The 23,374-nt window shown below is 62.3% G+C and carries 23 protein-coding genes; 9 read left to right on the forward strand and 14 right to left on the reverse strand.

Going from position 1 to position 23,374, the window contains the following annotated elements:
* Window positions 1-90 precede the first annotated feature (90 nt).
* Window positions 91-1,167, forward strand: a complete 1,077-nt coding sequence (locus ACKLNA_RS19525) for a 3-deoxy-7-phosphoheptulonate synthase (RefSeq protein WP_011335309.1) — start codon at window positions 91-93, stop codon at window positions 1,165-1,167.
* A gap of 70 nt (window positions 1,168-1,237) precedes the next feature.
* On the opposite strand, the gene ACKLNA_RS19530 is transcribed toward ACKLNA_RS19525, so the two are convergent.
* Entirely contained in the window at window positions 1,238-1,519 is a 282-nt protein-coding gene (locus tag ACKLNA_RS19530) for a GNAT family N-acetyltransferase (RefSeq protein WP_007955658.1), read from the reverse strand.
* A 637-nt stretch (window positions 1,520-2,156) separates the two neighbouring features.
* Here ACKLNA_RS19530 and oprI point away from each other — a divergent pair.
* Window positions 2,157-2,408: an outer membrane lipoprotei OprI gene (gene oprI / locus ACKLNA_RS19535; RefSeq protein WP_003183784.1), complete on the forward strand. Its 252-nt coding sequence runs from the start codon at window positions 2,157-2,159 to the stop codon at window positions 2,406-2,408.
* Between the two features lie 123 nt (window positions 2,409-2,531).
* Here the strand turns inward: oprI and ACKLNA_RS19540 are convergent, their stop codons facing one another.
* The 3 genes from ACKLNA_RS19540 to ACKLNA_RS19550 form a co-directional block, all read right to left on the reverse strand.
* Window positions 2,532-3,503 (reverse strand): L,D-transpeptidase family protein, encoded by a 972-nt coding sequence (locus ACKLNA_RS19540; protein ID WP_085710772.1) that lies wholly within the window; start codon window positions 3,501-3,503, stop codon window positions 2,532-2,534.
* A 148-nt stretch (window positions 3,504-3,651) separates the two neighbouring features.
* Window positions 3,652-3,945, reverse strand: coding sequence for a hypothetical protein (locus ACKLNA_RS19545; protein WP_007908575.1), 294 nt, complete (start codon window positions 3,943-3,945; stop codon window positions 3,652-3,654).
* A 57-nt stretch (window positions 3,946-4,002) separates the two neighbouring features.
* Window positions 4,003-4,608: an arylesterase gene (locus tag ACKLNA_RS19550; protein ID WP_408986797.1), complete on the reverse strand. Its 606-nt coding sequence runs from the start codon at window positions 4,606-4,608 to the stop codon at window positions 4,003-4,005.
* Between the two features lie 10 nt (window positions 4,609-4,618).
* Between ACKLNA_RS19550 and ACKLNA_RS19555 the strand changes: the two genes are divergently transcribed.
* The 3 genes from ACKLNA_RS19555 to greB are packed head-to-tail and all read left to right on the forward strand — an operon-like array spanning window position 4,619 to window position 8,338.
* Window positions 4,619-5,302 carry an ABC transporter ATP-binding protein gene (locus tag ACKLNA_RS19555; RefSeq protein WP_114884579.1) on the forward strand — a complete coding sequence of 228 codons (684 nt, stop codon included), beginning with the start codon at window positions 4,619-4,621 and terminating at the stop codon, window positions 5,300-5,302.
* Window positions 5,302-7,806, forward strand: coding sequence for an ABC transporter permease (locus ACKLNA_RS19560; protein WP_408986798.1), 2,505 nt, complete (start codon window positions 5,302-5,304; stop codon window positions 7,804-7,806). The genes ACKLNA_RS19555 and ACKLNA_RS19560 overlap by 1 nt, the downstream gene beginning before the upstream one ends.
* Before the next feature lie 34 nt (window positions 7,807-7,840).
* The gene (greB, locus tag ACKLNA_RS19565) at window positions 7,841-8,338 is read left to right on the forward strand and encodes a transcription elongation factor GreB (RefSeq protein WP_003226818.1); all 498 of its coding nucleotides are present in this window, start codon (window positions 7,841-7,843) and stop codon (window positions 8,336-8,338) included.
* A gap of 3 nt (window positions 8,339-8,341) precedes the next feature.
* Here greB and ACKLNA_RS19570 read toward each other — a convergent pair whose 3' ends face one another.
* From ACKLNA_RS19570 to ACKLNA_RS19580, 3 genes are all read right to left on the reverse strand, one after another.
* Window positions 8,342-8,650, reverse strand: coding sequence for a hypothetical protein (locus tag ACKLNA_RS19570; RefSeq protein WP_085730569.1), 309 nt, complete (start codon window positions 8,648-8,650; stop codon window positions 8,342-8,344).
* 250 nt (window positions 8,651-8,900) lie between these two features.
* A complete protein-coding gene (locus tag ACKLNA_RS19575) occupies window positions 8,901-9,335 on the reverse strand; it encodes a DoxX family protein (protein WP_007950955.1) in 435 nt (144 codons plus the stop codon).
* 106 nt (window positions 9,336-9,441) lie between these two features.
* Entirely contained in the window at window positions 9,442-10,863 is a 1,422-nt protein-coding gene (locus tag ACKLNA_RS19580; RefSeq protein ID WP_408986799.1) for a transglycosylase SLT domain-containing protein, read from the reverse strand.
* Window positions 10,864-11,098: 235 nt separating this feature from the next.
* Between ACKLNA_RS19580 and ACKLNA_RS19585 the strand changes: the two genes are divergently transcribed.
* From ACKLNA_RS19585 to ACKLNA_RS19595, 3 genes are all read left to right on the forward strand, one after another.
* Window positions 11,099-11,905 carry a TatD family hydrolase gene (locus ACKLNA_RS19585; RefSeq protein WP_408986800.1) on the forward strand — a complete coding sequence of 269 codons (807 nt, stop codon included), beginning with the start codon at window positions 11,099-11,101 and terminating at the stop codon, window positions 11,903-11,905.
* 109 nt (window positions 11,906-12,014) lie between these two features.
* Window positions 12,015-13,496, forward strand: coding sequence for a methyl-accepting chemotaxis protein (locus tag ACKLNA_RS19590; protein WP_408986801.1), 1,482 nt, complete (start codon window positions 12,015-12,017; stop codon window positions 13,494-13,496).
* 120 nt (window positions 13,497-13,616) lie between these two features.
* Window positions 13,617-13,982 carry an Mpo1-like protein gene (locus tag ACKLNA_RS19595; protein ID WP_119429646.1) on the forward strand — a complete coding sequence of 122 codons (366 nt, stop codon included), beginning with the start codon at window positions 13,617-13,619 and terminating at the stop codon, window positions 13,980-13,982.
* A gap of 1 nt (window position 13,983) precedes the next feature.
* Here the strand turns inward: ACKLNA_RS19595 and ACKLNA_RS19600 are convergent, their stop codons facing one another.
* The 3 genes from ACKLNA_RS19600 to ACKLNA_RS19610 all read right to left on the reverse strand — a co-directional run bounded on the left by ACKLNA_RS19600 (window position 13,984) and on the right by ACKLNA_RS19610 (window position 16,023).
* Window positions 13,984-14,778, reverse strand: coding sequence for an acyl-CoA thioesterase (locus tag ACKLNA_RS19600; protein ID WP_408986802.1), 795 nt, complete (start codon window positions 14,776-14,778; stop codon window positions 13,984-13,986).
* A gap of 121 nt (window positions 14,779-14,899) precedes the next feature.
* Window positions 14,900-15,667 (reverse strand): CHAD domain-containing protein, encoded by a 768-nt coding sequence (locus tag ACKLNA_RS19605; RefSeq protein ID WP_408986803.1) that lies wholly within the window; start codon window positions 15,665-15,667, stop codon window positions 14,900-14,902.
* Between the two features lie 77 nt (window positions 15,668-15,744).
* Window positions 15,745-16,023: a hypothetical protein gene (locus ACKLNA_RS19610; protein ID WP_041069470.1), complete on the reverse strand. Its 279-nt coding sequence runs from the start codon at window positions 16,021-16,023 to the stop codon at window positions 15,745-15,747.
* A gap of 218 nt (window positions 16,024-16,241) precedes the next feature.
* Between ACKLNA_RS19610 and ACKLNA_RS19615 the strand changes: the two genes are divergently transcribed.
* Complete coding sequence (locus tag ACKLNA_RS19615) at window positions 16,242-17,279, forward strand: patatin-like phospholipase family protein (RefSeq protein WP_408986804.1); 1,038 nt, start codon at window positions 16,242-16,244, stop codon at window positions 17,277-17,279.
* Here the strand turns inward: ACKLNA_RS19615 and ACKLNA_RS19620 are convergent.
* Genes ACKLNA_RS19620 through kdpB form a run of 4 tightly spaced genes read right to left on the reverse strand, consistent with a single transcriptional unit; the run spans window position 17,276 to window position 23,372 of the window.
* Window positions 17,276-17,974 (reverse strand): response regulator, encoded by a 699-nt coding sequence (locus ACKLNA_RS19620; RefSeq protein ID WP_134827679.1) that lies wholly within the window; start codon window positions 17,972-17,974, stop codon window positions 17,276-17,278. The genes ACKLNA_RS19615 and ACKLNA_RS19620 overlap by 4 nt on opposite strands.
* Window positions 17,975-18,022: 48 nt before the next feature.
* On the reverse strand, window positions 18,023-20,674 hold the full coding sequence (locus ACKLNA_RS19625; protein WP_408986805.1) for a DUF4118 domain-containing protein: 2,652 nt from the start codon (window positions 20,672-20,674) through the stop codon (window positions 18,023-18,025).
* A 28-nt stretch (window positions 20,675-20,702) separates the two neighbouring features.
* A complete protein-coding gene (kdpC, locus tag ACKLNA_RS19630) occupies window positions 20,703-21,248 on the reverse strand; it encodes a potassium-transporting ATPase subunit KdpC (protein WP_192552149.1) in 546 nt (181 codons plus the stop codon).
* A 57-nt stretch (window positions 21,249-21,305) separates the two neighbouring features.
* Window positions 21,306-23,372, reverse strand: coding sequence for a potassium-transporting ATPase subunit KdpB (kdpB, locus tag ACKLNA_RS19635; protein ID WP_408986806.1), 2,067 nt, complete (start codon window positions 23,370-23,372; stop codon window positions 21,306-21,308).
* Window positions 23,373-23,374 lie beyond the last annotated feature (2 nt).

A 23,374-nucleotide genomic window follows, 5' to 3' on the forward strand; every position in this document is an offset into this window, starting at 1 on the left:
AAGGTTCGGCTCCCCGACGCGCTTAAATCTGCTGTGCTCCGCCGCGCGGGGATCGCTGGCGGCCGGCACCCGTGACCTGACGAGTAACCGATGGCTGATTTACCGATCAACGACCTGAACGTCGCTTCCAACGAGACCCTGATCACTCCCGATCAGCTCAAGCGTGATATCCCTCTGAGCGACGCTGCCCTGCGCACCGTCACCAAGGGTCGCGAAGTCATCCGCAATATTCTCGATGGCACCGACCACCGTCTGTTCGTGGTCATCGGGCCTTGCTCGATCCACGACATCAAGGCTGCCCACGAATACGCCGACCGCCTGAAGGTGCTGGCGGCGGAAGTGTCGGACACCTTGTATCTGGTCATGCGCGTGTACTTCGAAAAACCGCGGACCACCGTCGGCTGGAAAGGCCTGATCAACGACCCGTACCTGGATGACTCGTTCAAGATCCAGGACGGTCTGCACATCGGTCGCCAGTTGCTGCTGGACCTGGCCGAGAAAGGCCTGCCGACCGCGACCGAAGCCCTTGATCCGATCTCCCCGCAGTACCTGCAGGACCTGATCAGCTGGTCGGCCATCGGCGCCCGCACCACCGAATCCCAGACCCACCGCGAGATGGCTTCCGGCCTGTCCTCGGCAGTCGGCTTCAAGAACGGCACCGACGGTGGCCTGACCGTGGCGATCAACGCCTTGCAGTCGGTCTCCAGCCCGCACCGTTTCCTGGGTATCAACCAGGAAGGTGGTGTGTCGATCGTCACCACCAAGGGCAACGCCTACGGTCACGTGGTACTGCGCGGTGGCAACGGCAAGCCGAACTACGATTCGGTCAGCGTCGCCCTGTGCGAGCAGGCGCTGAACAAGGCGAAGATCAAGCCGAACATCATGGTCGATTGCAGCCACGCCAACTCCAACAAGGATCCGGCCCTGCAACCGCTGGTGATGGAGAACGTCGCCAACCAGATCCTCGAAGGCAACCAGTCGATCATCGGTCTGATGGTCGAGAGTCACCTGAACTGGGGCTGCCAGGCGATTCCGAAAGATCTCGCAGACCTGCAATACGGCGTTTCGATCACCGATGCCTGCATCGACTGGTCCGCTACCGAAAACACCTTGCGCAGCATGCACGCCAAGCTCAAGGATGTACTGCCGAAACGTCAGCGCGGCTGACAGCCGTTTCGCAGGCATAAAAAAACGCCGGGCATTGCCCGGCGTTTTTGTGTGTGCGGTGTGAGGTCAGTCAGATCTTGGCAGTACGCCGCTGATGACGCTCCATGTAGCGCTCCACGTAGGAGCACGACGGAATGACCGTGTAGCCCATTTCATCGGCGTACTGCAGTGCCCGCTCGGTCAGGGCTGCCGCGATGCCTCGGCCACGCAATGCGTTGGGCACGAAGGTGCGGTAGATATCCAGGGTCTGTTTCCCCAGATCCATATAGGTCAGGTAGGCACGATGACCGTCCACATTGGTCTCGAACTGATGACCAGCCTGGTCATGGTGGATGGACAACGCCTCGCTCATCACTACTCCTCGCGGGTCTCGAATTCTGACCCCTACCTTACCGATGTTTTCCCGGCGAAGGAACATCTACGCCACCCCGTGCCTGATGGACACCGAGAAGAACCGCACCGATCTCGCGCAACCCGAGCACGTATCAAATAGTAGGCACCAATGACGAAAATGCTCAAGGCGCACTCGTCATCAGGCTGATTGACGGGGCAGTTCCGGTGGACTCAGGACCAGGTCGGGAGAACCTTGTCCCGAACCGAAAGGCTGAACATCGCCGGATGTTGAGACTTAAGACGTGCCTGGTTTTTTAAAGTCACCTGAACATGGACAAAGATATGCGAGCTGTCACGCAAAACCGGAACAAAAGTGTAGACGAACCCATATAGGCAGACTCTAGCCAAGATCGGCAAAACAGCACCTGACAACGGGAACTTTTTCTCAATAACTCGCTCACGACGGGCCTTACAGCTGAATATTTTTTATACAGCCCGGTTAAAAGTTGCTCGAAAAAGAATCAACGCCTACAATTTTTTTTGCTTCTTGCCTTACGTCAGTTTACTTACTACAAGTAATGGGTAGTATGTACGCCGGCTATTTCCTCAATCGGAGGAGACAGCCACTTAATTGAAAGTCCTTGAAGGGGAACACGATGAACAACGTTCTGAAATTCTCTGCTCTGGCTCTGGCCGCAGTTCTGGCTACCGGTTGCAGCAGCGCATCGAAAGAAACCGAAGCACGTCTGACCGCTACTGAAGACGCAGCTGCTCGCTCCCAGGCTCGTGCAGACGAAGCTTACCGTAAAGCTGATGAAGCTCTGGCTGCTGCTCAAAAAGCACAACAGACTGCTGACGAAGCTAACGAGCGTGCTCTGCGCATGCTGGAAAAAGCTAGCCGCAAGTAATAGTCCTTCGGGATTGTTATCAAGCCGACCCGTTTTTCGGGTCGGCTTTTTTTTGCCTGAAATTTTCTTCATGCAATAAAAAACCCGCCGACGCTCACGCATCGGCGGGTTCTGTTTTTCGGCTTACTGTTGCAGGTCGATCGGCGCGCTGGAAACGATCGGCGCCGAGGTGTTCGGTGTGCCGATTTCAGTTGGCAGGCCATCTTCCGCCGCCACCACATCACGCACCACATCCCAGTTCATGCGCAGGTTGTTGGTGATGTCTTCACGCTTGAGCATCGCGTTGATCACGGCGGTGTGCTTGTCGACCACCGACGGGTTGCCCTTGTCGTCGATTGGCGTGTGCGCTTCCAGGTAGATCTTGCCGCCACTGCGACCGAACTTATACGCGTCGTTGAGGATTCGTACCGAAGTCCCCACCGGCACCATGCTGGCCATTTCCAGCACGTTGTTGTTGAACATGCGGAAGCAGCCGTGGCTGGTGCGCATGCCGATACCGAACTTCTTGTTCGAACCGTGGATCAGGTAGCCCGGCGTGCCCAGGGTGAACTTGAACGGCCCCAGCGGGTTGTCCGGGCCGGCCGGCACCACGTTCGGCAGAGGATCGCCATCGGCGGCGTGTTCGGCCTTGATCGAGGCTGGCGGTGTCCAGGTCGGATTCGGCGTCTTGGCGGTGATCGTGGTGTGGGCGATTGGCGAGCCCCAGCCTTCGCGACCGATACCCAGCGGGAAGGTGTACACCACGTTCCGGCCTTTCGGGTAGTAGTAGAGGCGGTACTCGGCGAGGTTGATCACGATGCCTTCACGCGGACCCGGCGGCAGGATGAAGCGCGTCGGCAGGACCACTTCGGTGCCCGCGCCCGGCAGCCAGGCATCGACGCCCGGATTGGCCGCGACCATTTCCGAATAACCCAGATCGTAGGTGGTGCCCAGATCGGCAAAGGTGTCTTCGTACTTGGCCTTGATCACCTGCACCTGGCCGATGATGTCTTCACCAGGTGGTGGCAGGGGAAACTCCAGGGCGGCAACGGGACCGGCCACACACAGGGCGGCAAGAGACAGGCAGCGGGTGACGGCAGGGAAACGCGGCAACATCCGGAGAATCCTTCGCAAGATCGACAAGGGTATAAGAACGCAATTGTACACCGCGCCCAGGGAATTCGGGGAGATGCGCCGATGGGCTGGCAGAAGTCTTCATAATTGAAGCTGCCGCCAGCTCGGGGCGCGTTCTACAGATGCGCGCTTAAAGCTCGAAACGCAGTTCAGGCCAGATCGGCGAGGTTCCACGCTTCTGCGATTCGAGAATCGCCCGGCACAGCGAGCACAGGCGCTGATCCTGGAACACCCGGCGATCCACACTCGACCAGCGCGGTTGCGCCGGCAGAAGACTGCCGCACAGGGTCCGGTCGGCCGAGCCACCGAGCTCCAGTTGACGGGTCACCAGATGCACCCGCACTTCCTGGCAGGCGAACAGATCCAGCTGTTCGTCAGGCTCGATCAGTTGGTAGGCAAACAGGGACCAGGCAGAACGCGACATCGGGGGCTCCATTTAGGGGGGCGCCACATTAGCCGAAAGCCTGCCGCTAGAAAAGCCTCATAACAGCGGTTTTAGCGTCGGCCAGACATTTTCCAGCAACTTGCCCTGAGCCCCGGCTGCCGGGTGCAGACCATCGGCCTGCATCAAGTCCGGGTGCCCGCCCACACCCTCGAGGAAAAACGGCACCAGCGGGATCTTTTTCTCCTCGGCCAGCTTGCCGTAGACCTCGGCGAAGGCATCGGTGTAGCGCTTGCCGTAATTGGGCGGCAGTTGCATGCCGAGCAACAGCACCCTGGCACCGCTTTGGCGGGAGCTGTCGATCATCGAAGCAAGATTTTGTTGCAATTGCGTCGGCGGCATTCCGCGCAGGCCATCGTTGCCCCCCAACTCGAGGATCACCAGCTCCGGCTTATGCTCTGCAAGCAGCGCCGGCAGGCGCGCCTGGCCTCCGGCACTGGTGTCGCCGCTGATGGAGGCGTTGATCACTTTATCGTCAAAACCTTCGGCCTTGAGCCGCTGCTCAAGCAACGACACCCACCCCAACCGGGTATCCAGTCCGAAACCGGCGCTGATACTATCGCCAACGATCAGGACTGTACCCGCCGCTGCGTTCTGGGCCATGCACATCAAGGCCAGGCCAGCACTCAAAAACCACACACGCATCGGATTCTCCATGGGCGCAAGCATTCTCACCGCGAAGAACCTTAGCAAAGTGGTTCCCAGCGCGGAAGGTGAACTGACCATCCTGCACGAACTCAGCCTGGAACTGAACAAGGGCGACAGCCTGGCCATAGTCGGCGCGTCCGGCTCCGGCAAATCCACCCTGCTCGGCCTGCTCGCCGGCCTTGACCTGCCAAGCAGCGGCGAAGTCGTACTCGCCGGCCAGTCCCTGAGCGATCTCGACGAAGACCAGCGCGCGCGCATCCGTGCCGAACATGTGGGTTTTGTCTTTCAGTCGTTCCAGTTGCTCGACAGTCTCAATGCCCTGGAAAACGTCATGCTTCCATTGGAACTCGATGGCCGCAAAGACGCCCGTGGTCGCGCCACCGAATTGCTGCAACGGGTCGGCCTCGGCCAGCGCCTGACGCACTCGCCGCGCCAGCTCTCCGGTGGTGAACAACAGCGCGTCGCCATCGCTCGGGCCTTTGCCGCCGAGCCGGACGTGCTGTTCGCCGACGAACCCACCGGCAACCTCGACAGCCACACCGGCGAGCGCATCAGTGACTTGCTGTTCGAATTGAACAAGGAACGCGGCACTACCCTGGTGCTGGTGACCCACGATGAACGCCTGGCCCATCGCTGCCGGCGCCTGATCCGACTTGAAGCCGGCCTGCTGGTCGCCCCCCTGGAGCCTTGATGGCACGTCTGCCGCTGTTGCGCCTGTTCAGCCTTGCCCTGCGCCAGCTCCTGCGCGATGCCCGCGCCGGGGAGTTGCGGGTGCTGTTCTTCGCCTTGCTGGTGGCCGTGGCGGCGAGCACCGCCATCGGTTATTTCGGTGCCCGCCTGAATGGCGCGATGACGTTGCGCGCTACCGAGTTTCTTGGCGCGGATCTGGTGCTCGAAGGCAGCACCCCCGCACGACCGGAACAAATCAGGAGCGGCACCGAGCTGCGCCTCGACCATGCGCAGATCGTTGAATTCTCCAGCGTCATCGCCACCGACAACGGCATTCAGTTGTCGAGCATCAAGGCCGTCGACCGTGCCTATCCGCTGCGTGGCGAACTGAAAAGTGCCCCGGCACCGTTTGCTGCCGAGGAAGCGGGTGGCGAACCGCAGCCGGGCGAAGCCTGGGTCGAATCGCGCCTGCTAACGGCGCTGGACCTGAAGATCGGCGACAGCATCGACGTTGGCATGAAGACGCTGAAACTCACCAGAGTGCTGACTTACGAACCGGATCGCGCCGGCAACTTCTACAGCCTGACGCCACGGGTGCTGATCAACCTCGACGACCTCGCCGCGACCGGCGTGGTCCAACCCGGTAGCCGGGTGAGCTATCGCGAACTTTGGCGCGGCGAACCGAACGCGCTGGAAACCTATCGCCAGTTGATCAAACCGGGGCTTGCCGCCAACCAGCGGATTCAGGATGCCCGCGACGGCAACCGGCAGATCGGCGGGGCACTGGGCAAGGCCGAGCGCTATCTGAACATGGCAAGTCTGGTCGCCGTGCTGTTGGCCGGCGTGGCCGTGGCGTTGTCGGCGAACCGCTTCGCCAGTCGCCGCTTCGATGCCAGCGCCCTGCTCCGCTGCCTGGGTTTGTCGCGCCGGGAAACCATGGTCCTGTTCAGCCTGCAACTGGCGGTACTCGGCCTGTTCGCCAGCCTTAGCGGCGCCCTGCTTGGCTGGCTTGCTCAGTTGGGGTTGTTTGCGCTGCTGCATGATCTGTTGCCGACCGACGTACCACCCGGCGGCTTGCTGCCGGCACTGGCCGGGATCGGTACCGGACTGGTGGCGCTGGCCGGTTTTGCCTTGCCGCCGCTCGCCGCCCTCGGCCGTGTACCGCCGTTGCGAGTGTTGCGCCGCGACATGCTGCCGATTCCGTCGAGCACCTGGATGGTCTACGGCGCAGCACTCGGCGCGCTCGGCCTGATCATGTGGCGCCTGAGTCTGGATCTGCTGCTGACCTTTGCCCTGCTCGGCGGTGGCGTGGTCGCCGCGCTGGTGCTCGGTAGCTTGCTGTTGCTGCTGCTCAACAGTCTGCGTCGCCTGCTGGCTCGCGCCTCCCTGCCCTGGCGTCTCGGTCTGGGTCAGTTGCTGCGTCACCCGCTGGCGGCTGCCGGACAGTCCTTGGCATTCGGCCTGATCCTGTTGTCCATGGCGTTGATTGCACTGTTGCGCGGTGAATTGCTCGACACCTGGCAAAACCAGCTGCCGAAAAATGCTCCCAACTATTTCGCCCTGAACATCCTGCCGGCGGACAAACAGGCCTTCACCGATCACCTGATCAATGTCTCGGCCCACGCTGCGCCGTTGTACCCGGTGGTGCCGGGACGGCTGATCAGCATCAACGGCGAAGCGGTGCAGCAGATCGTCAGCAAGGACTCGGCCGGCGACCGGGCGATCCAGCGTGACCTGAGCCTGACCTGGGCCGCTGACTTGCCCGCGGGCAACAAGCTCACTGCCGGCGAGTGGTGGAAAGATCAGCCACAGGACGATGTGCCCGGCGTCTCGGTGGAAGGCAAGGTCGCCGAAAGCCTCAAGCTCAAACTTGGCGACCACCTGGTGTTCACCGTTGGCGGAGTCAATCGTGAAGCGAAGGTCACCAGCCTGCGGGAGATCAACTGGGACAACTTCCAGCCGAACTTCTTCATGATCTTCCAGCCCGGCACGTTGAAAGATCTACCGGCAACCTACCTGACCAGTTTCTATCTGGCGCCCGGTCATGACCAGCAGATCGTCGAGCTGTCACGAGCCTTCCCGGCGGTGACCATCCTGCAGGTCGAAGCCTTGCTCGAACAACTGCGCAGCATCCTCGCTCAGGTCACCCTGGCGGTGGAGTACGTGTTGTTGTTTGTGTTGGCGGCCGGGATGGCGGTGCTGTTTTCCGGGTTGCAGGCGACGCTGGATGAACGCATTCGCCAGGGTGCGTTGTTGCGTGCTTTGGGGGCGGAGCGGCAGTTGCTGGTCAAGGCACGGCGGATCGAGTTCGGCCTGCTCGGCGCAGTCAGTGGATTGCTGGCGGCCATTGGTACGGAAGTGGTGAGCCTGGTGCTGTATCGCTTCGCGTTCGACCTGCCCTGGCACCCGCATCCATGGTTGCTGGTGCTGCCGTTGATCGGTGCGGCCCTGATCGGTGGCGCCGGCGTGTTCGGCACCCGTCGGGCCCTGAATGCGAGCCCGCTGACAGTGCTGCGCGAGGGTTGATAGACTCCAGCCCTCAATACCACAAGAAGTTGCCATGAGCCGTTATCGCCCTCCCCGCACCGCTGGCACCGCGCTGATCACCCCCGAGGGTGAAGCGCGGATGCGCGCCGAATTCCATGAGTTGTGGCACGTACGCCGCCCGCAGGTGACGCAGTCGGTCAGCGAAGCGGCGGCTCAAGGCGATCGGTCGGAAAATGCCGAGTACACCTACGGCAAGAAGATGCTGCGCGAGATCGACAGCCGCGTGCGCTTTCTCACCAAGCGCCTTGAGGCGCTGAAAGTTGTCAGCGAAAAACCGAGCGATCCGAACAAGGTCTACTTCGGCGCCTGGGTGACCATCGAGGATGAGGACGGCAAACAGTCGCGTTACCGCATCGTCGGCCCGGACGAGCTGGATCTGAAACTGGGCCTGATCAGCATCGACTCGCCGCTGGCCCGCGCCCTGATCGGCAAGGCGCTGGACGCCGAAGTCCGGGTCCAGACGCCAACCGGCGAGCAATTCGTTTACATCGTGGCGATCGACTATCCCTGACGCTCAGCGCCGGGCAATCAGCCCCTGGCGGGCAACGCGTGTCAGTTGACGGATCATTTCCGGAGCGTCTTCAGCGCTGGGCGACTGGATCACTGCGAGGTCGAAACTGTCATCGGCAAAACGCGCCAGCGACTCGCCGTCTTCAACGAACTGGATCAGGAATGCGGCAGGACCGCCGCTGCGACGTGGCCAGCCATCGAGATAACGCAACAGCGTCGGCTGGTGTTTGCCGCCAAGCAGGATTTTAGGATTGCGCTGGGTGACATGTGCCGTGATCGGCGCGGGACGTGCTGGAGGGCGAAGTGCATTCATCGTGTCGTGTCTCTGCCTCAAAAGTCTGCATGGCAGGTGAGAGGCAACACCGAACCAGCGCTTTAGCGGTATTTCGAAGCCCTGTTCCGGCTTCTGACGGCAACTGAAGAATAGTCACCTGGCGCCCCGCAAGTAGCTGTTTAAATCGGCGCATGAGCGGCATCCTAGAGAACGTGACCAGCCAGTGTCAAGAATCAGCCGCAACAAAAAAGGCCCGCACAATGCGGGCCTTTTGCTTGAGCCAGAGCGGTCAACCGGCGATTGCACGATCCACCGAAAGCTTGCCGGCGCCTTCGATCAGTACCGCCAGGCTGCCACCGAGCAGGGCCAGGGCGAACTCGTAACCGTTGTTGGCCATAAACAGACCGTTGCTGATGTGTACGGTGAAGATCGCCACCAGCGACAGGAAGGTCAGACCGAGTGCCGCCGGACGCACCAGCAGGCCGATGATCAATGCCAGACCGGCGAAGAATTCAGTACCGCCTGCCAGAGTCGCCATCAGATAGCCTGGGGTCAGGCCGATGCTTTCCATGTATTGCGCGGTGCCCGCCAGGCCGTAGCCACCAAACAGGCCGAAGAGTTTCTGCGAACCGTGGGCGGCGAAGATCACGCCGACGGCAATGCGCAGAATGGTCAGACCGTAGCCGGCGCGGGTGAACAGGACCTTGTTGATCAGAGAGCTCATGTTTCGATTCCTTGTTGGAGAAGTGCTTGTTGGTTGGCCGCCATATTAATCAGTTAAATTTATGTTAAAAGCGCAAATATTCCGCCATAACAATCAATTTATTTGATCATTTGCGTGAGACAACTTTCTGTCCCCGGGGCTCCAACGACTCACGCTCCCGGTCGAACGCCAAGTAATACTTGTTCACACTATTAACATAGCTGACGGCGCCCATCCCCACCTGCTCCATGGCAATGCGCTCGACCTGGAAGAACCACTGGTTCGGATTAAGCCCGCGACGCCGGGCTTCGGCACGCATGCCCTGCACACGTTCCGGGCCGATGTTGTAGGCGGCCAGGGTGAACGCCATGCGCTCGCGCTCGTTGAGCTTGGGGCTATTGAAGAACTTGCGGCGGATCATCGCCAGGTACTTGGCCCCGGCCTGCACATTCGCATCGAGATTCTGGATGTTGTTGACGCCGACCCGCTGCGCGGCGGACGGCGTGATCTGCATCAGCCCGGTCGGCCCGCCGCCACCGCGTGCACTGGGTTGCAGCGCCGATTCCTTGAACGCCAGCGCGGCCAGGTTCAACCAGTCCATGTTCTGCGCTTCGGCATGCTTTTGCAGGGTCGGCCGCAGTTTTTCCAGGCGCTGGCGGTCAGCCTTGGCCAATGGATAGTGGACTTGATAGAGGCGACGGTAAATCCGCAGAAACGCTGCGTCTTCGTTCGACGGCGTCTTGTAGCCGGTCAGGAAGCGGTCGATGCTCGCCCGCAGCATCGAGGCATCGCGCCGCACGAACCAGTATTCCTCGCCCGGTTCGCTGATCATCAACTGCCGGTCGAAACGCAGCTTGGGCAGGATCTTGCCCCAGCGCTCGGCAATCGGTTGCTCGACGATGGTCAGGTGGAAGATGCCGCCCTGGACCATTTCCAGCACATCTTCAACAGCCAACGTGGGGTCGACCCATTCGATCTTGATCGGCGCCAGTTTGTGCAGCGCCAGTTTCTGGTTGAGCTGACTGACCGCCTCCCCCGCCGCACTGCCGGTGGGCAGCGCCAGGGTTTTGCCGGCGAGTTGCTCGACCTTGGTGTAGCGTTTTTCGCCCTTGATGCCGACCAGCACCAGCGGCACATTGCTGGCAATCGGCTCGCTGCTGGCGACCGCATGGCCCGGTTGCAGGTCGAGCAGTTCGCCCGGGGCCACCAGATCACCTTCGCCACGCTGCAGCGCGCCGAGCAATTGATCCTTGGCTTTGGGAATGATCTTGAGGGTGATTTCCTGGCCGTCGCGGGCGTGGCCATTGAGGTACTGCTCGAAGGCGCGCAAACGGTGGTATTCGACGCCGATGGTCTGGCCCTGGACTTCGCCGGAGCTGTTGCGGCTCTGGTTGACCAACACTCGCAATACACGGCTGTTGCGGATCTCGGTCAGGTCGCGAACCTTGGCGGCCGGCACGGCTTGCAGCGGCCCGGGCAGGCGCGCGACCGCCGTCATCGGCAGCAGCAACGAACCGCACAGCAGGAGCAAAACCGAGGGACGAACCATCCACTCTCCGGAAAGAATACGGGGCGTTTTGCCGCTGAACGGTCGCAAAACACCGACGAAAACAGAGCGCCTGAAGCGCTGATAAAGTGCGAGAGACTGGCACAGTGATAGCAACCGCGCCACCCTGTGTTGCCTCGCGGCCTCAACAGACAGCCATAAGCCGTTGTAGTTCTTGGCTTTTCTTTTAAATCTACCGCTCTGATATGCTTTCCGGCCTTCGGCCCGAGGTAGCACCATGCAACTCATCGATATCGGCGTCAACCTGACCAACCCCAGTTTCGCCGACAAACACCAGGCCGTGCTCGACCGCGCCTACGCTGCCGGGGTCTGCCAACTGGTGCTGACCGGCACCAGCGTCGAGGGCAGCGAACAGGCCCTGGAACTGTGCCGGCAACTGGATCCGGACGGGCAACGACTGTTCGCCACCGCCGGGATTCACCCGCATTCGGCCAGCGACTGGAACGCCGACAGTGCACGGCGCCTGCGCGCTTTGCTGAAAGAATCGAACGTGGTGGCGGTGGGTGAATGCGGACTGGATTTCAACCGCGATTTCTCGCCGCGCCCGCAGCAGGAAAAAGTCCTCGAAGAACATCTGGCCCTGGCCGTGGAGCTGCAACTGCCGGTGTTCCTGCACGAACGTGACGCGAGCCAGCGCCTTCTGGAAATCCTCCGTGACTTCCGCGATCAGTTGCCTGCCGCCGTGGTGCATTGCTTCACCGGCGAGCAGAAAGCGTTGTTCAGCTACCTCGATTTGGACCTGCACATCGGCATCACCGGCTGGATCTGTGATGAGCGTCGCGGCACTCATTTGCACCCGTTGGTGAAAGAAATCAAACGGGGTCGCCTGATGCTGGAAAGTGATGCGCCGTATTTGCTGCCGCGAACACTGCGACCGAAGCCGAAAAACGGGCGTAACGAGCCGGCATATCTGACCGAAGTGCTGCGTGAAGTAGCGTTGCATCGAGGGGAAACCGAGGAAGATCTGGCGGCCCACACCACCGCATGTGCTCGGGCGTTCTACGGATTACCTGCCCTGCCCTGATCCACAGGGAACGCACCACTTGTTGATGCATATCAAGATCCGGACACCTGCGTAGCGGCACAATAATGGCACCTTGCCAAAACTGTTTCCGCTATCAGAGAAGACCTCCATGGGTGCCTGGCTTAGCAATATCTCGCTGAAATACAAATTCTGGGCGGTCAACGCGGTCGCCTTCGTCACCACCCTGTTGCTGGTGCTGTACGCCGTACAGCTCGAACAACAGGCCCGCAGTCACGCCGCGCAAAACTCCGCCCAGGCCCAGGCGCAGCTGCTGAAGGCCTGGCCGGCCGGACAGGCGCTGCCCAAATCCGATCAGGTGCTGACGTTCAAACGCGGTGAAGCGCCGCGCCTCAACGATCAGCCGCTGCTGGAGATCACCGACAGCAACGGCTGGATCGAAATCAGCCACCTGCCGTTGTTCGGCGAAAACCCGCTGCTCGGCGCCGAGGTGTTCAGCCGTGCCGATGGTCAGCAGGTCGCCGTGATTGCCTACGCCCCGAGCCTCAGCCAGGTGTTCAGCGAACGCTTCGCCAACTACGCGGTGGCGGTGTTCATCCTGATGCTGGCGATGCTCGGTGCTTCGCAGCTGCTGATCCGCTTTCTGCTCAGCCAGCTCAACACGCTCAAGGATGTGATGCTGCACGTGGAGAAAACCGGCGACCTTTCGGCCCGGGTGCCGCTGGCCTGCAAGGACGAAGTCGGTCAGATGGCCAATGCCTTCAACGCGATGCAGGCCGGCTACCAGCGCGTGGTAACCACCGTGGCCAACACCGCGCGGCAACTTGACGTCGGTGCTGCACGGCTGGCGTCGAGCATGAACGAGGTGCGCCACGGCATGCTCGGCCAACAGAGCGAAACCGATCAGGCCGCCACGGCGATCAACGAGATGACCGCCACCGTCTACCACATCGCCCAGCACGCCGGCGCCACGCGCGACCTGTCGCAGACCGCCGATGGCCTGGCCGGCAGCGGTCAGCAGGTCGTCACCCGCGTCCAGCATTCGATTGCCGGCCTGTCCAGCGGCGTGCAACAGACTGCCGAGATGATCCAGCGTCTGGCCGAAGACAGTCAGAAAATCAACGGCGTGGTCAGCGTGATCCACAGCATCGCCGAACAGACCAATCTGCTGGCCCTCAATGCCGCCATCGAAGCGGCGCGCGCCGGTGAAATGGGTCGCGGGTTTGCGGTAGTTGCCGATGAGGTGCGCAACCTCGCCAAGCGCGTGCAGACGTCCACCGATGAAATCACCACCATGGTCTCGGCGTTGCAGGCCGGCACTCGCGACGCGGTGGACTTCATGCAGGAGAGTTCGTACAAGGCCGACGACTGCGTGCAGCAAGCGCAAGAGGCAGGAGAAGCACTGGCGGAAATCACCGGGGCGGTAGCGCAGATGCGCGAGAGCAATACGCAGATTGCGGTAGCGGCGGAACAGCAGAGCCAGGTGGCCGAAGAGATGAACCGCGCGGTGGTGAGTATTCGTGATGTGACCGAAAACACTGTGCAGCAGACCGTGGATTCGGCGACTACCAGTAACGAGTTGGCGACGCTGGCCGGGGAATTGAACAAGGCGATCGGTCAGCTGAAGCTCTAGGGGACAACATCAGGAACAGTCATTGTCCCTATCACTGCAATAGCCAACCTTGATTCGCCGCCCTGCCCGCCCGGGCCTATTCTTCAACCATGAATCGAACATGGATTGAGGAGCAACAACATGGGCAAACGTCACCCCAACCTTCCCGCGTGGCAATGGCGCGCGTACCCGGCCAATCACCAGCACCCGACCAATCTGGTGCTGCACCTGATCGCCGTGCCGCTGTTCATCGTCGCGTTTCTGTTGATCGTCTCGGGCGTGTTCAGTCTGAGTCTGGCGAGCGTGGCGATTGGTGTGATCGGGATCGTCGCGGCGCTGGGTCTGCAGCGCCATGGCCACAGCCTGGAGGCGCAAGCCTCCGAGCCGTTCAGTGATCGCAAGGACGCGGTATCGCGCCTGCTGGTCGAGCAGTTTCTGACCTTCCCGCGCTTTCTGCTCAGCGGCGGCTGGTACCGCGCCTGGCGTGAACGCCACCGCCGGCATTGAGTCAGGCGAAGATCGTCACTGTCTGCCGGCTCATGGCGATCAGTTCTCCCTGGGCGCTCCACAGTTTGGCGGCGACGTGGCCGTAACCGTCGGCGGCGTACTCGATGTCCGCCAGATACTGGCACCAGTCCAGCGTGCTCAAATCGTGTAACGGCTGAACGAATTCGATGGTCCAGGTCAGCGTGCTGCCCGGTGCCGGTTTCTTCAGATACGGCAACAGCGCAGGCGGCCAGGCATCGACCAGCGCCAGCAGATGCGCCTCGTTGACCGGCTCCTCCTTCACATCCCCACGCAAGCGCACCCAGCCGCCCATCAGCCGCGATTGAATGCCGGTGAACGGCATGCCGCCGACACTCCAGCGCATCGCCAGATGACGCATGAACTCCGGGGTCACGCCTTTGATGTAAGGCAGCTCAGGGCACTCGTCCCAGTGTTTCATCTCCGGCGCCGGGTACGCTTCAACCGCCACTTCCGACGGGCGCGAAGCACCGAAGCTGCCTTGCACCATCGTCACCACCTGGCCGTTCTGCACGGCGCGCCCCAGCACCTGGATGACCGCTTTGCCTTCGCGCAATACCTCGACCTCAAAGCTCACCGGCACTTCGGGCTCGACCGGCCCGACGAAGGTGATCGCCAGCGAACGCACCGGCCGTTCGGCTGGCACCCGAGTGCGCATCACTTCAAATTGCAGTGCGGCAACCAACCCGCCAAAACTGGCCCGACCCTGGCCCCACTCGGCCGGAATGGTGACCTCCGGTTGACGGCGGACAGCATCGATCAGATCGCAAAAGCGCATGGGAACCTCGGACACGAAAAAGGGAATGACCGGATCTTAACCAGCGCGGCAGAGCGGCGCAGCGTCCATTCCGGTCAAAGAGACTGACAGATAAGACAGCCACGCCGAGCTGTTGAGGGATTCAGGATTTGAAGCAGGTGGCGCTGAGTTTTTCCAGCACCCGGTCAGCCTTGCTTTCAGCCTTGATCATGGTGGCCTGCCAGGTGGCGACGCAGGGTTGCAGATCCGCTTCCTGCTCGGCTTTTGCCAGCCATTGCCAGCAATCATGCCAGTCACCCAGGGCGCCCTGTGCGGACTTCAGACGAGCCAGCGCCGCTTTCGGCAGGCGATCGAGTTCGGGATAAGCCTCGATGCCGTAACGCACACGCTTGATCAGCAGGCGCAGACGATGGCGGTCGTGGGCCGGATCGTGCAGCGCCACGTCGAGGTTCTTCCATTGTTTGCCCAGGCGTTTTTCGATGCGCTTGTCCAGGTCATCAAGCAACCCCTGACGCTGGGACGCCCGCAGGAAACGCGGAAACGCATCGAGGATCATCAGCAGCGAAGCCACTTCCGCACTCGCCGCCAGCGCAGGATACGCCTCGGCCATCTGCGCCATGCGCCGCTGCGCGGCTTCAGGCTGACCATGTTCGAGAAGGTACGCCGCCAGCACCTCGCGATCGCGCCATGGCGTGGTCACTTGCCCGACGCCGGCCGCCGCGACTTCCAGTTGCTCGACACCGGGCAAACCGCGCAATGGCCGCAACAGGCTGCGCAAGCGGCGCACGGTGGTTCGCAAATCATGCAGCGCCTCAGGGTCGGTCCGGGCGGTCAAACGTGCCTGACAGGCCAGCAGCCTGACTTCCAGGCTCAGGACATGAGCCACCAACCGGTCAACCAACGCAGACATTAATTGCTCCTGAATTCAATGGCGCTGCATGAGTGTGTACCTGCGCAAGGCATCTGCACTTGCGCTACGTCAGCAGCTTAGCGCCCGGCGCGGGATTCGCGAATGTAGAAACGCGCCTTCTCGGCTTTTTTGCTGCAACCCTCGAACCCTTCGAATTGCTGCTGAGTCTTGGCCGCTGTCAGCAACGACAGGGCCTTGGAATAGCTGACCGTGCCGGCAAAGCCCTCGGCCTTGGCCAGATCCAGCTCATGCCATGCCGCATCGAGCTGGCTGCCGCAGCTGTCGCGGTAGGCGGTCTTGCCGGCGCAACCGGCCAATGCCAGAGCAATCAAGGGCACACAGATCCAGGCTTTCATCACTTACACCTCAAAGATAGGTCAACAGTCGTGCAATTAAGACGTTGGGGCGGTGAAAAAGTGCCTTGTGCCCCGTGAATCCACCGCACGGCAAAAGATAACGCCAGCGGGTCATGAAGTATCGAAATAACGACGCCAGCGCCACCCCGAACGACCCTGACGATTGTAGCCCGGCCCTCGATGGGTGCATTGTGGAAACCTGTCGGGGAGGAAGTCTGATGAAAAAGCGTGTCGCACTGGTGCTGGGCTCCGGTGGCGCCCGGGGCTATGCCCATATCGGGGTCATCGAGGAGATCGAACGGCGTGGTTACGACATCGCCTGCATTGCCGGTTGTTCGATGGGGGCGGTGGTTGGCGGCATCTACGCCGCCGGCAAACTCGACGAGTACCGACGCTGGATCGAAGGCCTGGATTACCTCGATGTGCTGCGGTTGGTGGACGTGAGTTTCCGCCTCGGTGCAATCCGTGGCGAAAAGGTCTTCGGCCAGATCCGCAAGATCGTCGGCGAAATCAACATCGAGGATCTGCGCATCCCCTACACAGCCGTGGCCGCCGATCTCACCAATCAGCAGGAAATCTGGTTTCAGGAAGGCTGCCTGCATCAGGCCATGCGCGCCTCGGCGGCGATTCCCAGCCTGTTCACCCCGGTGATGCAGGGCAACCGGATGCTGGTGGACGGCGGCATTCTCAATCCGTTGCCGATCGTGCCGGTGGTGTCGAGCCACTGCGATCTGATCATCGCGGTCAATCTCAACTCGACCAACCAGCGCCATTACAAATTGCCGGTGATCCAGCGCCCTGCCGCGTTTCGTAGCCGCTTCGACAATCTGATCAGTTCACTCGGTTCAAAGATGCCGTTCCGCCGCACACAAGCCGAGCAACTGCTGCGACTGGAACAAGAAGCGCTGCGTGCCGAGGCCGCCGAGATCAATCCATGGGTCGAAGGCGCAGAGCCCGAAACCCAGCAACCGGCCGCCGCTCCCGAGCGCGACGGCGCACCGAAGTCCGCCACCGGTTCGTTCATCGTCGATAACGTCGGGCCGGCGTCATTGCTGGACCTGATCAACCAGAGTTTCGAGGTGATGCAGACCTCGCTGGCGCAATACAAGATCGCCGGGTATCCCCCGGACATCCTGATCAACGTGCCGAAGCGGGTCTGCCGGTTCTTCGAGTTCTACAAGGCGCCGGAGCTGATCGCGCTGGGTCGCGAAATTGCCCGGGATACGCTGGATCGCTATGAGAGCGAGCAGAGCTAAAGGCTGTTCTCGTTCAACAATCGATAGCCGACACCGGCCTCGGTCACGATGAATCGTGGCCGCGTCGGATCGTCCGCCAGTTTCTGCCGCAGATGGCCGACGACGATCCGCAGGTAATGACTGTCCTCGGTGTGGGTCGGGCCCCAGATATCCTTGAGCAATTGCTGCTGGGTAATCACCCGCCCCGGATGCCGCGCCAGTTGCGCAAGCACGGCGTATTCCTTGCGGGTCAGGGCAACTTCGACGCCGTCGAGCAGCACCCGGCGATAGGCCAGATCCACTGTCAGCGGGCCGAAGGCCAGCGCTGCCTGTTGCGCTTCGCCGGCCGGCGCCTGACGCAACAATGCTCGCACCCGGGCGAGAAACTCCTGAATGCCGAACGGCTTGGTCACGTAATCATTGGCGCCGCCATCCAGCGCCTGGACTTTCTGCCCTTCGCTGGCCCGCACCGACAGCACCAGCACCGGCGCCGTGGCCCACTCGCGAAACTCGCGCAGCACTTGCTGGCCGTCCATGTCCGGCAGGCCGAGGTCGAGCACCAGCAGGTCAGGCTTGTTCAGCGCCGCCTGGGCCAGACCCTCGGCGCCGGTGCCGGCCTCCAGCACTTTGTAGCCCTGGGAAGCGAGGCTGATGCGCAGGAACTTGCGGATCTGCGGTTCATCGTCGATGACCAAAATGGTCGCGGTCTGAGTCATGAGTTCACATCAACACAAAAGATTGGCAAGAGAGTAGCGCAGGCGGATTCAGGCTTCACCGTCCATCCCCGGTTGCGCCTGCAAGGGCAGGTGCAGGGTGATGCAGGTGCCGTGTCCGTCGATGCCGTCGCCGACACTGATCCGCCCGCCATGGGCGCCGACCATGCCCTGACAGATCGCCAGCCCCAGGCCGGTGCCCTGCCCGCCACGATCGCCCCGGGCGGCGGTGTAGAACATGTCGAAAATCTTCGCTCGTTCATCGACCGGAATCCCCGGTCCTTCATCGCTGACGGAGAAAAACACCTCGCTGTCATCCGCCCCGGCGCGCAGTTGCAGACGGCCGTGGGACGGCGAGAATCGCGCAGCGTTTTCCAGCACATTCACCAGCGCCTGTTCGATCAACGCGGCATGGACGAACAGCAGTGGCAACTCGGCCGGTACATCGGTGCTCACCTGCAAAGATGAAAGCACGGCGCGCAGGCGATTGAGCGCACTGCCGACGATGTCCGCCGGTGACACCCAGTCCCGCGCCAGTTTCAGGGCGCCGTGACCGAGGCGGGTCATGTCCAGCAGGTTCTGGATATAGCGGTCGAGACGCTCGGCTTCATCACGGGTGCCTTCGAGCAATTCGCGGCGATCCTCCAGCGGGATCGCTTCGCCGAGGGCCAGCAGGCTGTCGATGCTGCCGCGCATCGAGGTCAGCGGCGTGCGTAGATCGTGGGACACCGAGGCGAGCAAGGCACTGCGCAGTTGTTCGGTTTCACCGTGCAGACGCGCGGCTTCCAGATCATCGGCCAGTTGCGCCCGGGCCAGTGCCTGGGCCAGTGGCTGGCTCAGCGCGGTTAACAGACGCCGGCGTTGGCCACTCAATGTCTGGCCTTCTTTGGCACACACACCGAGCAGTGCGAGCGGCCCGTCTTCAACCGACAGCGGCCACCACCACCAACGCCCGAACGGCAACGTGCCGGTGCCCATGCCCGCCGGTTGATCGTGTTGCCAGGCCCAGTCGGCAGCGGCGCGTTCGGATTCAGTGAACTGCAACGGCCCACCGGTCTCGACTTTCCAGCCGCCCTGCCCGTCGCGATTGAGCAGGCACAATTGCAGATCGCTCCAGCCATTGAGGTGCTGGGCGGCGGCGCTGACCACGGCCTGACGGTCGGTGGCGGCGGTGAGTTTGCGCGACAGGTCGAGCAGCTCGGTGGTCTCTTCCTGGGTATCGCGCAACGCCTGCAATTGCCGCCGCTGACGCGCCGCCAAATTGCCGGTGAGCGCCGCCATCAGCAGGAAGAACAGCAAGGTCAGCACGTCTTCTTCGCGCTGGATGGCGAAGGAAAAATTCGGCGGAATGAACAGAAAGTCATAGGTCAGAAACGACAACGCCGCACAGGCCAGTGAAGGCCCGAGACTGCTGCGCACCGCCACCAGCAACACTGCCGCGAGGAACACCAGCGAGATGTTCGGCAAAGGCAATACGCTGGACACCGCCCACGCCAGCGCACTGGCCAGAATGGTCGCCACCAGCGCCAGCGCATAGTCGAACCACACCAGCGTCGGCGCGGTCCGCAGGCGTGGCGCGTGCTGCTCGTGATCGCTGTCCAGCACGTTGATTTCCAGGCCATGGGACTGACGCAACAGACGCGCCGCCAGTCCACCACCGAACAAGCGCCGGCGCAGGCTCGGCCTTGACTGGCCAACCAGCACCAGACTGGCCCGGCGCTCGGTAGCGTGCTGGATCAGGGTCTTCGCCACTTCACCGGCCCGCAACAGCACCACTTCCCCGCCAAGCCGTTCGGCCAGTTGCTGGGCGCCTTGCAGGCGCAGCCGCGATTGCTCGTCGCGCACACTGCCGTTATCGACGTGCACCAGACTCCACGGCAAATGCCGACGCTGGGCGACACGGCTGGCGTGACGCACCAGACGTTCGGCATCGGCATTGCCATCGACGCCGACCAGCAGGCGACCGCGCACCGCCGGCGCGGCCTGACCGAGCTTGCGGTAGCCCTGGGCCAGATCGTTGTCGACCTGCGCCGCCGCGGTCTGCATCGCCAGTTCCCGCAACGCGGTGAGGTTGGTCTGGGTGAAAAACGCATCGATCGCGGCCCGTGCCTGCTCCGGCACATAGACCTTGCCTTCGCGCAGGCGCTCGAGCAACTCCCGGGGCGGCAGGTCGATCAACAGCAGTTCGTAGGCTTCCTGCAGCACCCAGTCCGGCAGGGTTTCGCGCACCTGCACGCCGGTGATGCCACGCACCTGATCGTTGAGGCTTTCCAGGTGCTGGACGTTGACCGTGGTGTAGACGTCGATACCGGCGGCGAGCAGTTCCTGAATGTCCTGCCAGCGTTTCGCGTGGCGACTGCCGGGGGCGTTGCTGTGGGCGAGTTCGTCGACCAGCACCAGTTTCGGTTTTGCTGCGAGCAGACCGTCGAGGTCCATTTCCTCCAGCGTCACGCCACGGTATTCCGAACGCACCAGCGGCAATTGCGGCAAGCCGCCGAGCAACGCTTCGGTTTCGGCGCGGCCGTGGGTTTCGACCACACCGGCGATGACTTTCACGCCCTGGCGCAGCTGGCTGTGGGCGGCCTGCAGCATGGCGAAGGTCTTGCCCACGCCCGGCGCGGCGCCGAGAAAAACCTTGAGCCGGCCGCGTCCGTCGCGGGGCAGTTCTGCTAACAGCGCGTCGGCGCGGCCGGAGTCACTCATGCTTGAAGCTCTCTTCCTGAAGGATTCATTACAGCTTTTCCAGCGCCATGTTCAACGCCAGCACATTCACCACCGGCGGGCCCACCAGCGGCTGTTCGATGTGCGCGTCGAGCAACTGCTGCAAAGTCGCCACCGGCAAATTGCGCGCGTGGGCGACACGCGCCAGTTGATAGGCAATCGCGGCCGGTGGCAAGTGCGGATCGAGACCGCTGCCGGAGGTGGTCAGCAGCGCCAGCGGCACCGGGCCCTGACCGGGCACCAGCAGCTTGTTGGCGTCATCGATCACCCGAGTGGCCAGCGCCGGATTGCTCGGCGCCAGGTTGCTCGCGCTGCTCGAAACGGTGGCAAAGGCACCGGCCGAAGGACGTGGATGGAACCAGGCATCGCCGACAAAATCCTGAGCGATCAGCGACGAGCCGCGCACCTTGCCTTCGGCATCGCGCACCAGGCTGCCATTGGCCTGCTCAGGGAAGGCGACCTGGGCAACGCCTGTGACGACCAGTGGATAGGCAACGCCGGTGACCAGGGTCATCAGCACCAGCAGGCTCAGGGCCGGACGTAACATTGTGGACATTTCAGAATCCTCGAATTCGTGCTTGAAGCGGTGTGCCCGGCACACCGCTGTTCAGGTTCAAACCAGATGCAACGCCGTCAACAGCATGTCGATCGCCTTGATCCCCACGAACGGCACCAGAATCCCGCCCAGGCCATAGATCAGCAGATTGCGTCGCAGCAGCGCCGCCGCACTCGCCGCCTGCACTCGCACGCCGCGCAGGGCCAGCGGGATCAGCACGACAATGATCAGGGCGTTGAAGACGATGGCCGACAGGATTGCGCTCTGCGGGCTGCTCAAGTGCATGATGTTCAGCACGCCCAGTTGCGGGTAGATCGCAGCGAACAGCGCCGGCAGGATCGCAAAGTACTTGGCCACGTCGTTGGCGATGGAAAAGGTCGTCAATGCGCCGCGAGTCACCAGCAATTCCTTACCGATCTGCACCACGTCCAGCAGTTTGGTCGGGTCGCTGTCGAGGTCGACCATGTTGGCCGCTTCGCGGGCGGCCTGAGTGCCGTCGTTCATCGCCATGCCGACGTCAGCCTGGGCCAGCGCCGGGGCATCGTTGGCGCCGTCGCCGCACATCGCGACCAGACGACCGTCGTTCTGTTCGTGACGGATGCGGGCGAGTTTTTTCTCCGGTGTCGCTTCGGCCAGCACATCGTCGACGCCTGCCTCAGCGGCAATCGCCGCAGCGGTCAGCGGGTTGTCGCCGGTGACCATCACCGTGCGGATCCCCAGTTTGCGCAGCTCGGCGAAACGCTCGCGGATGCCCGGCTTGACCACGTCTTTCAGATGGATCGCACCGAGCAGCTTGCCGTCGGCGCAGACCAGCAACGGGGTGCCGCCGCTCTGGGCAATCTTGTCGATTTCACGGGACAGCGCCGGCGCCAGATCCTTGCGTTGTTGACCGAGGAAGGCCAGCAGCGAATCCACCGCGCCCTTGCGGAATACACGGCCCTGATAGTCGACGCCGGACAAGCGGGTTTCGGCGCTGAACGGTACGGCAGTCAACGTTTCAGTTGCGGGTTCCGGCTGCGGACTGGAGCCGCGCAGGTACTCGACAATGGACTTGCCTTCGGCGGTTTCATCGGCCAGCGAGGCGAACAGCGCGCCTTCGGCCAGCTCACGGGCATTCACACCCGGCGCGGCATACACCGCGCTGCAACGACGATTGCCGAAGGTGATGGTGCCGGTCTTGTCCAGCAGCAACACGTGCACATCACCCGCCGCTTCCACTGCGCGACCGGACTTGGCGATCACGTTCAGACGCACCAGACGATCCATCCCGGCGATACCGATGGCCGACAGCAGGCCACCGATGGTGGTCGGAATCAGCGTGACCAACAGCGCCACCAGGAACACCAGCGGCAGGCTGCCGTTGGCGAAGTGGGCGAACGGTTGCAGGGTCACGACCACCAGCAGGAAGATCAGGGTCAGGCCGATCAGCAGGATGTCCAGCGCCACTTCGTTCGGGGTCTTCTGGCGTTTGGCGCCTTCGACCAGCGCGATCATGCGGTCCAGAGTCGACTCGCCGGGGTTGGCGGTGATCTTCACCAGCAGCCAGTCGGACACCAGACGTGTATTGCCGGTGACGGCGGAACGGTCGCCGCCGGACTCACGAATCACGGGAGCCGATTCACCGGTAATCGCCGCTTCGTTGACCGCCGCGATACCTTCGATAACCTCGCCGTCGCCGGGGATCATTTCCCCGGCTTCGACGCGCACCACATCGCCCTTGCGCAGGCTGGCGGCCGGCACCACCTGGAAGCTGCCGTTGGCCAGTTTACGCCGGGCGCTCAGGCCTTCGCTGCCGGCCTTGAGGCTGTCGGCACGGGCCTTGCCGCGACCTTCGGCCAGCGCTTCGGCGAAGTTGGCGAACAGCACGGTGAACCACAGCCACAGGGCGATTTGCGCTGCAACGAAGGTCGGCACGACGTTGTCCGGGATGAAGCACAGCACGGTGGTGAAAATCGCGGTCAGTTCAACCACCAGCATCACCGGCGAGCGCACCAGCTGGCGCGGGTCAAGCTTGACGAACGCTTGCACCAACGCCGGACGCCACAGGGCGCTGATCGCGGTTTTGGGCGCTTCTGCCGACTTGGCAGCTACCGCAGGTTTTGAAGCTGGAACATGCATATTCATGA

The sequence above is a fragment of the Pseudomonas sp. UV AK001 genome (assembly GCF_046097675.1).
Classification (GTDB): Bacteria; Pseudomonadota; Gammaproteobacteria; order Pseudomonadales; family Pseudomonadaceae; genus Aquipseudomonas; species Aquipseudomonas kribbensis.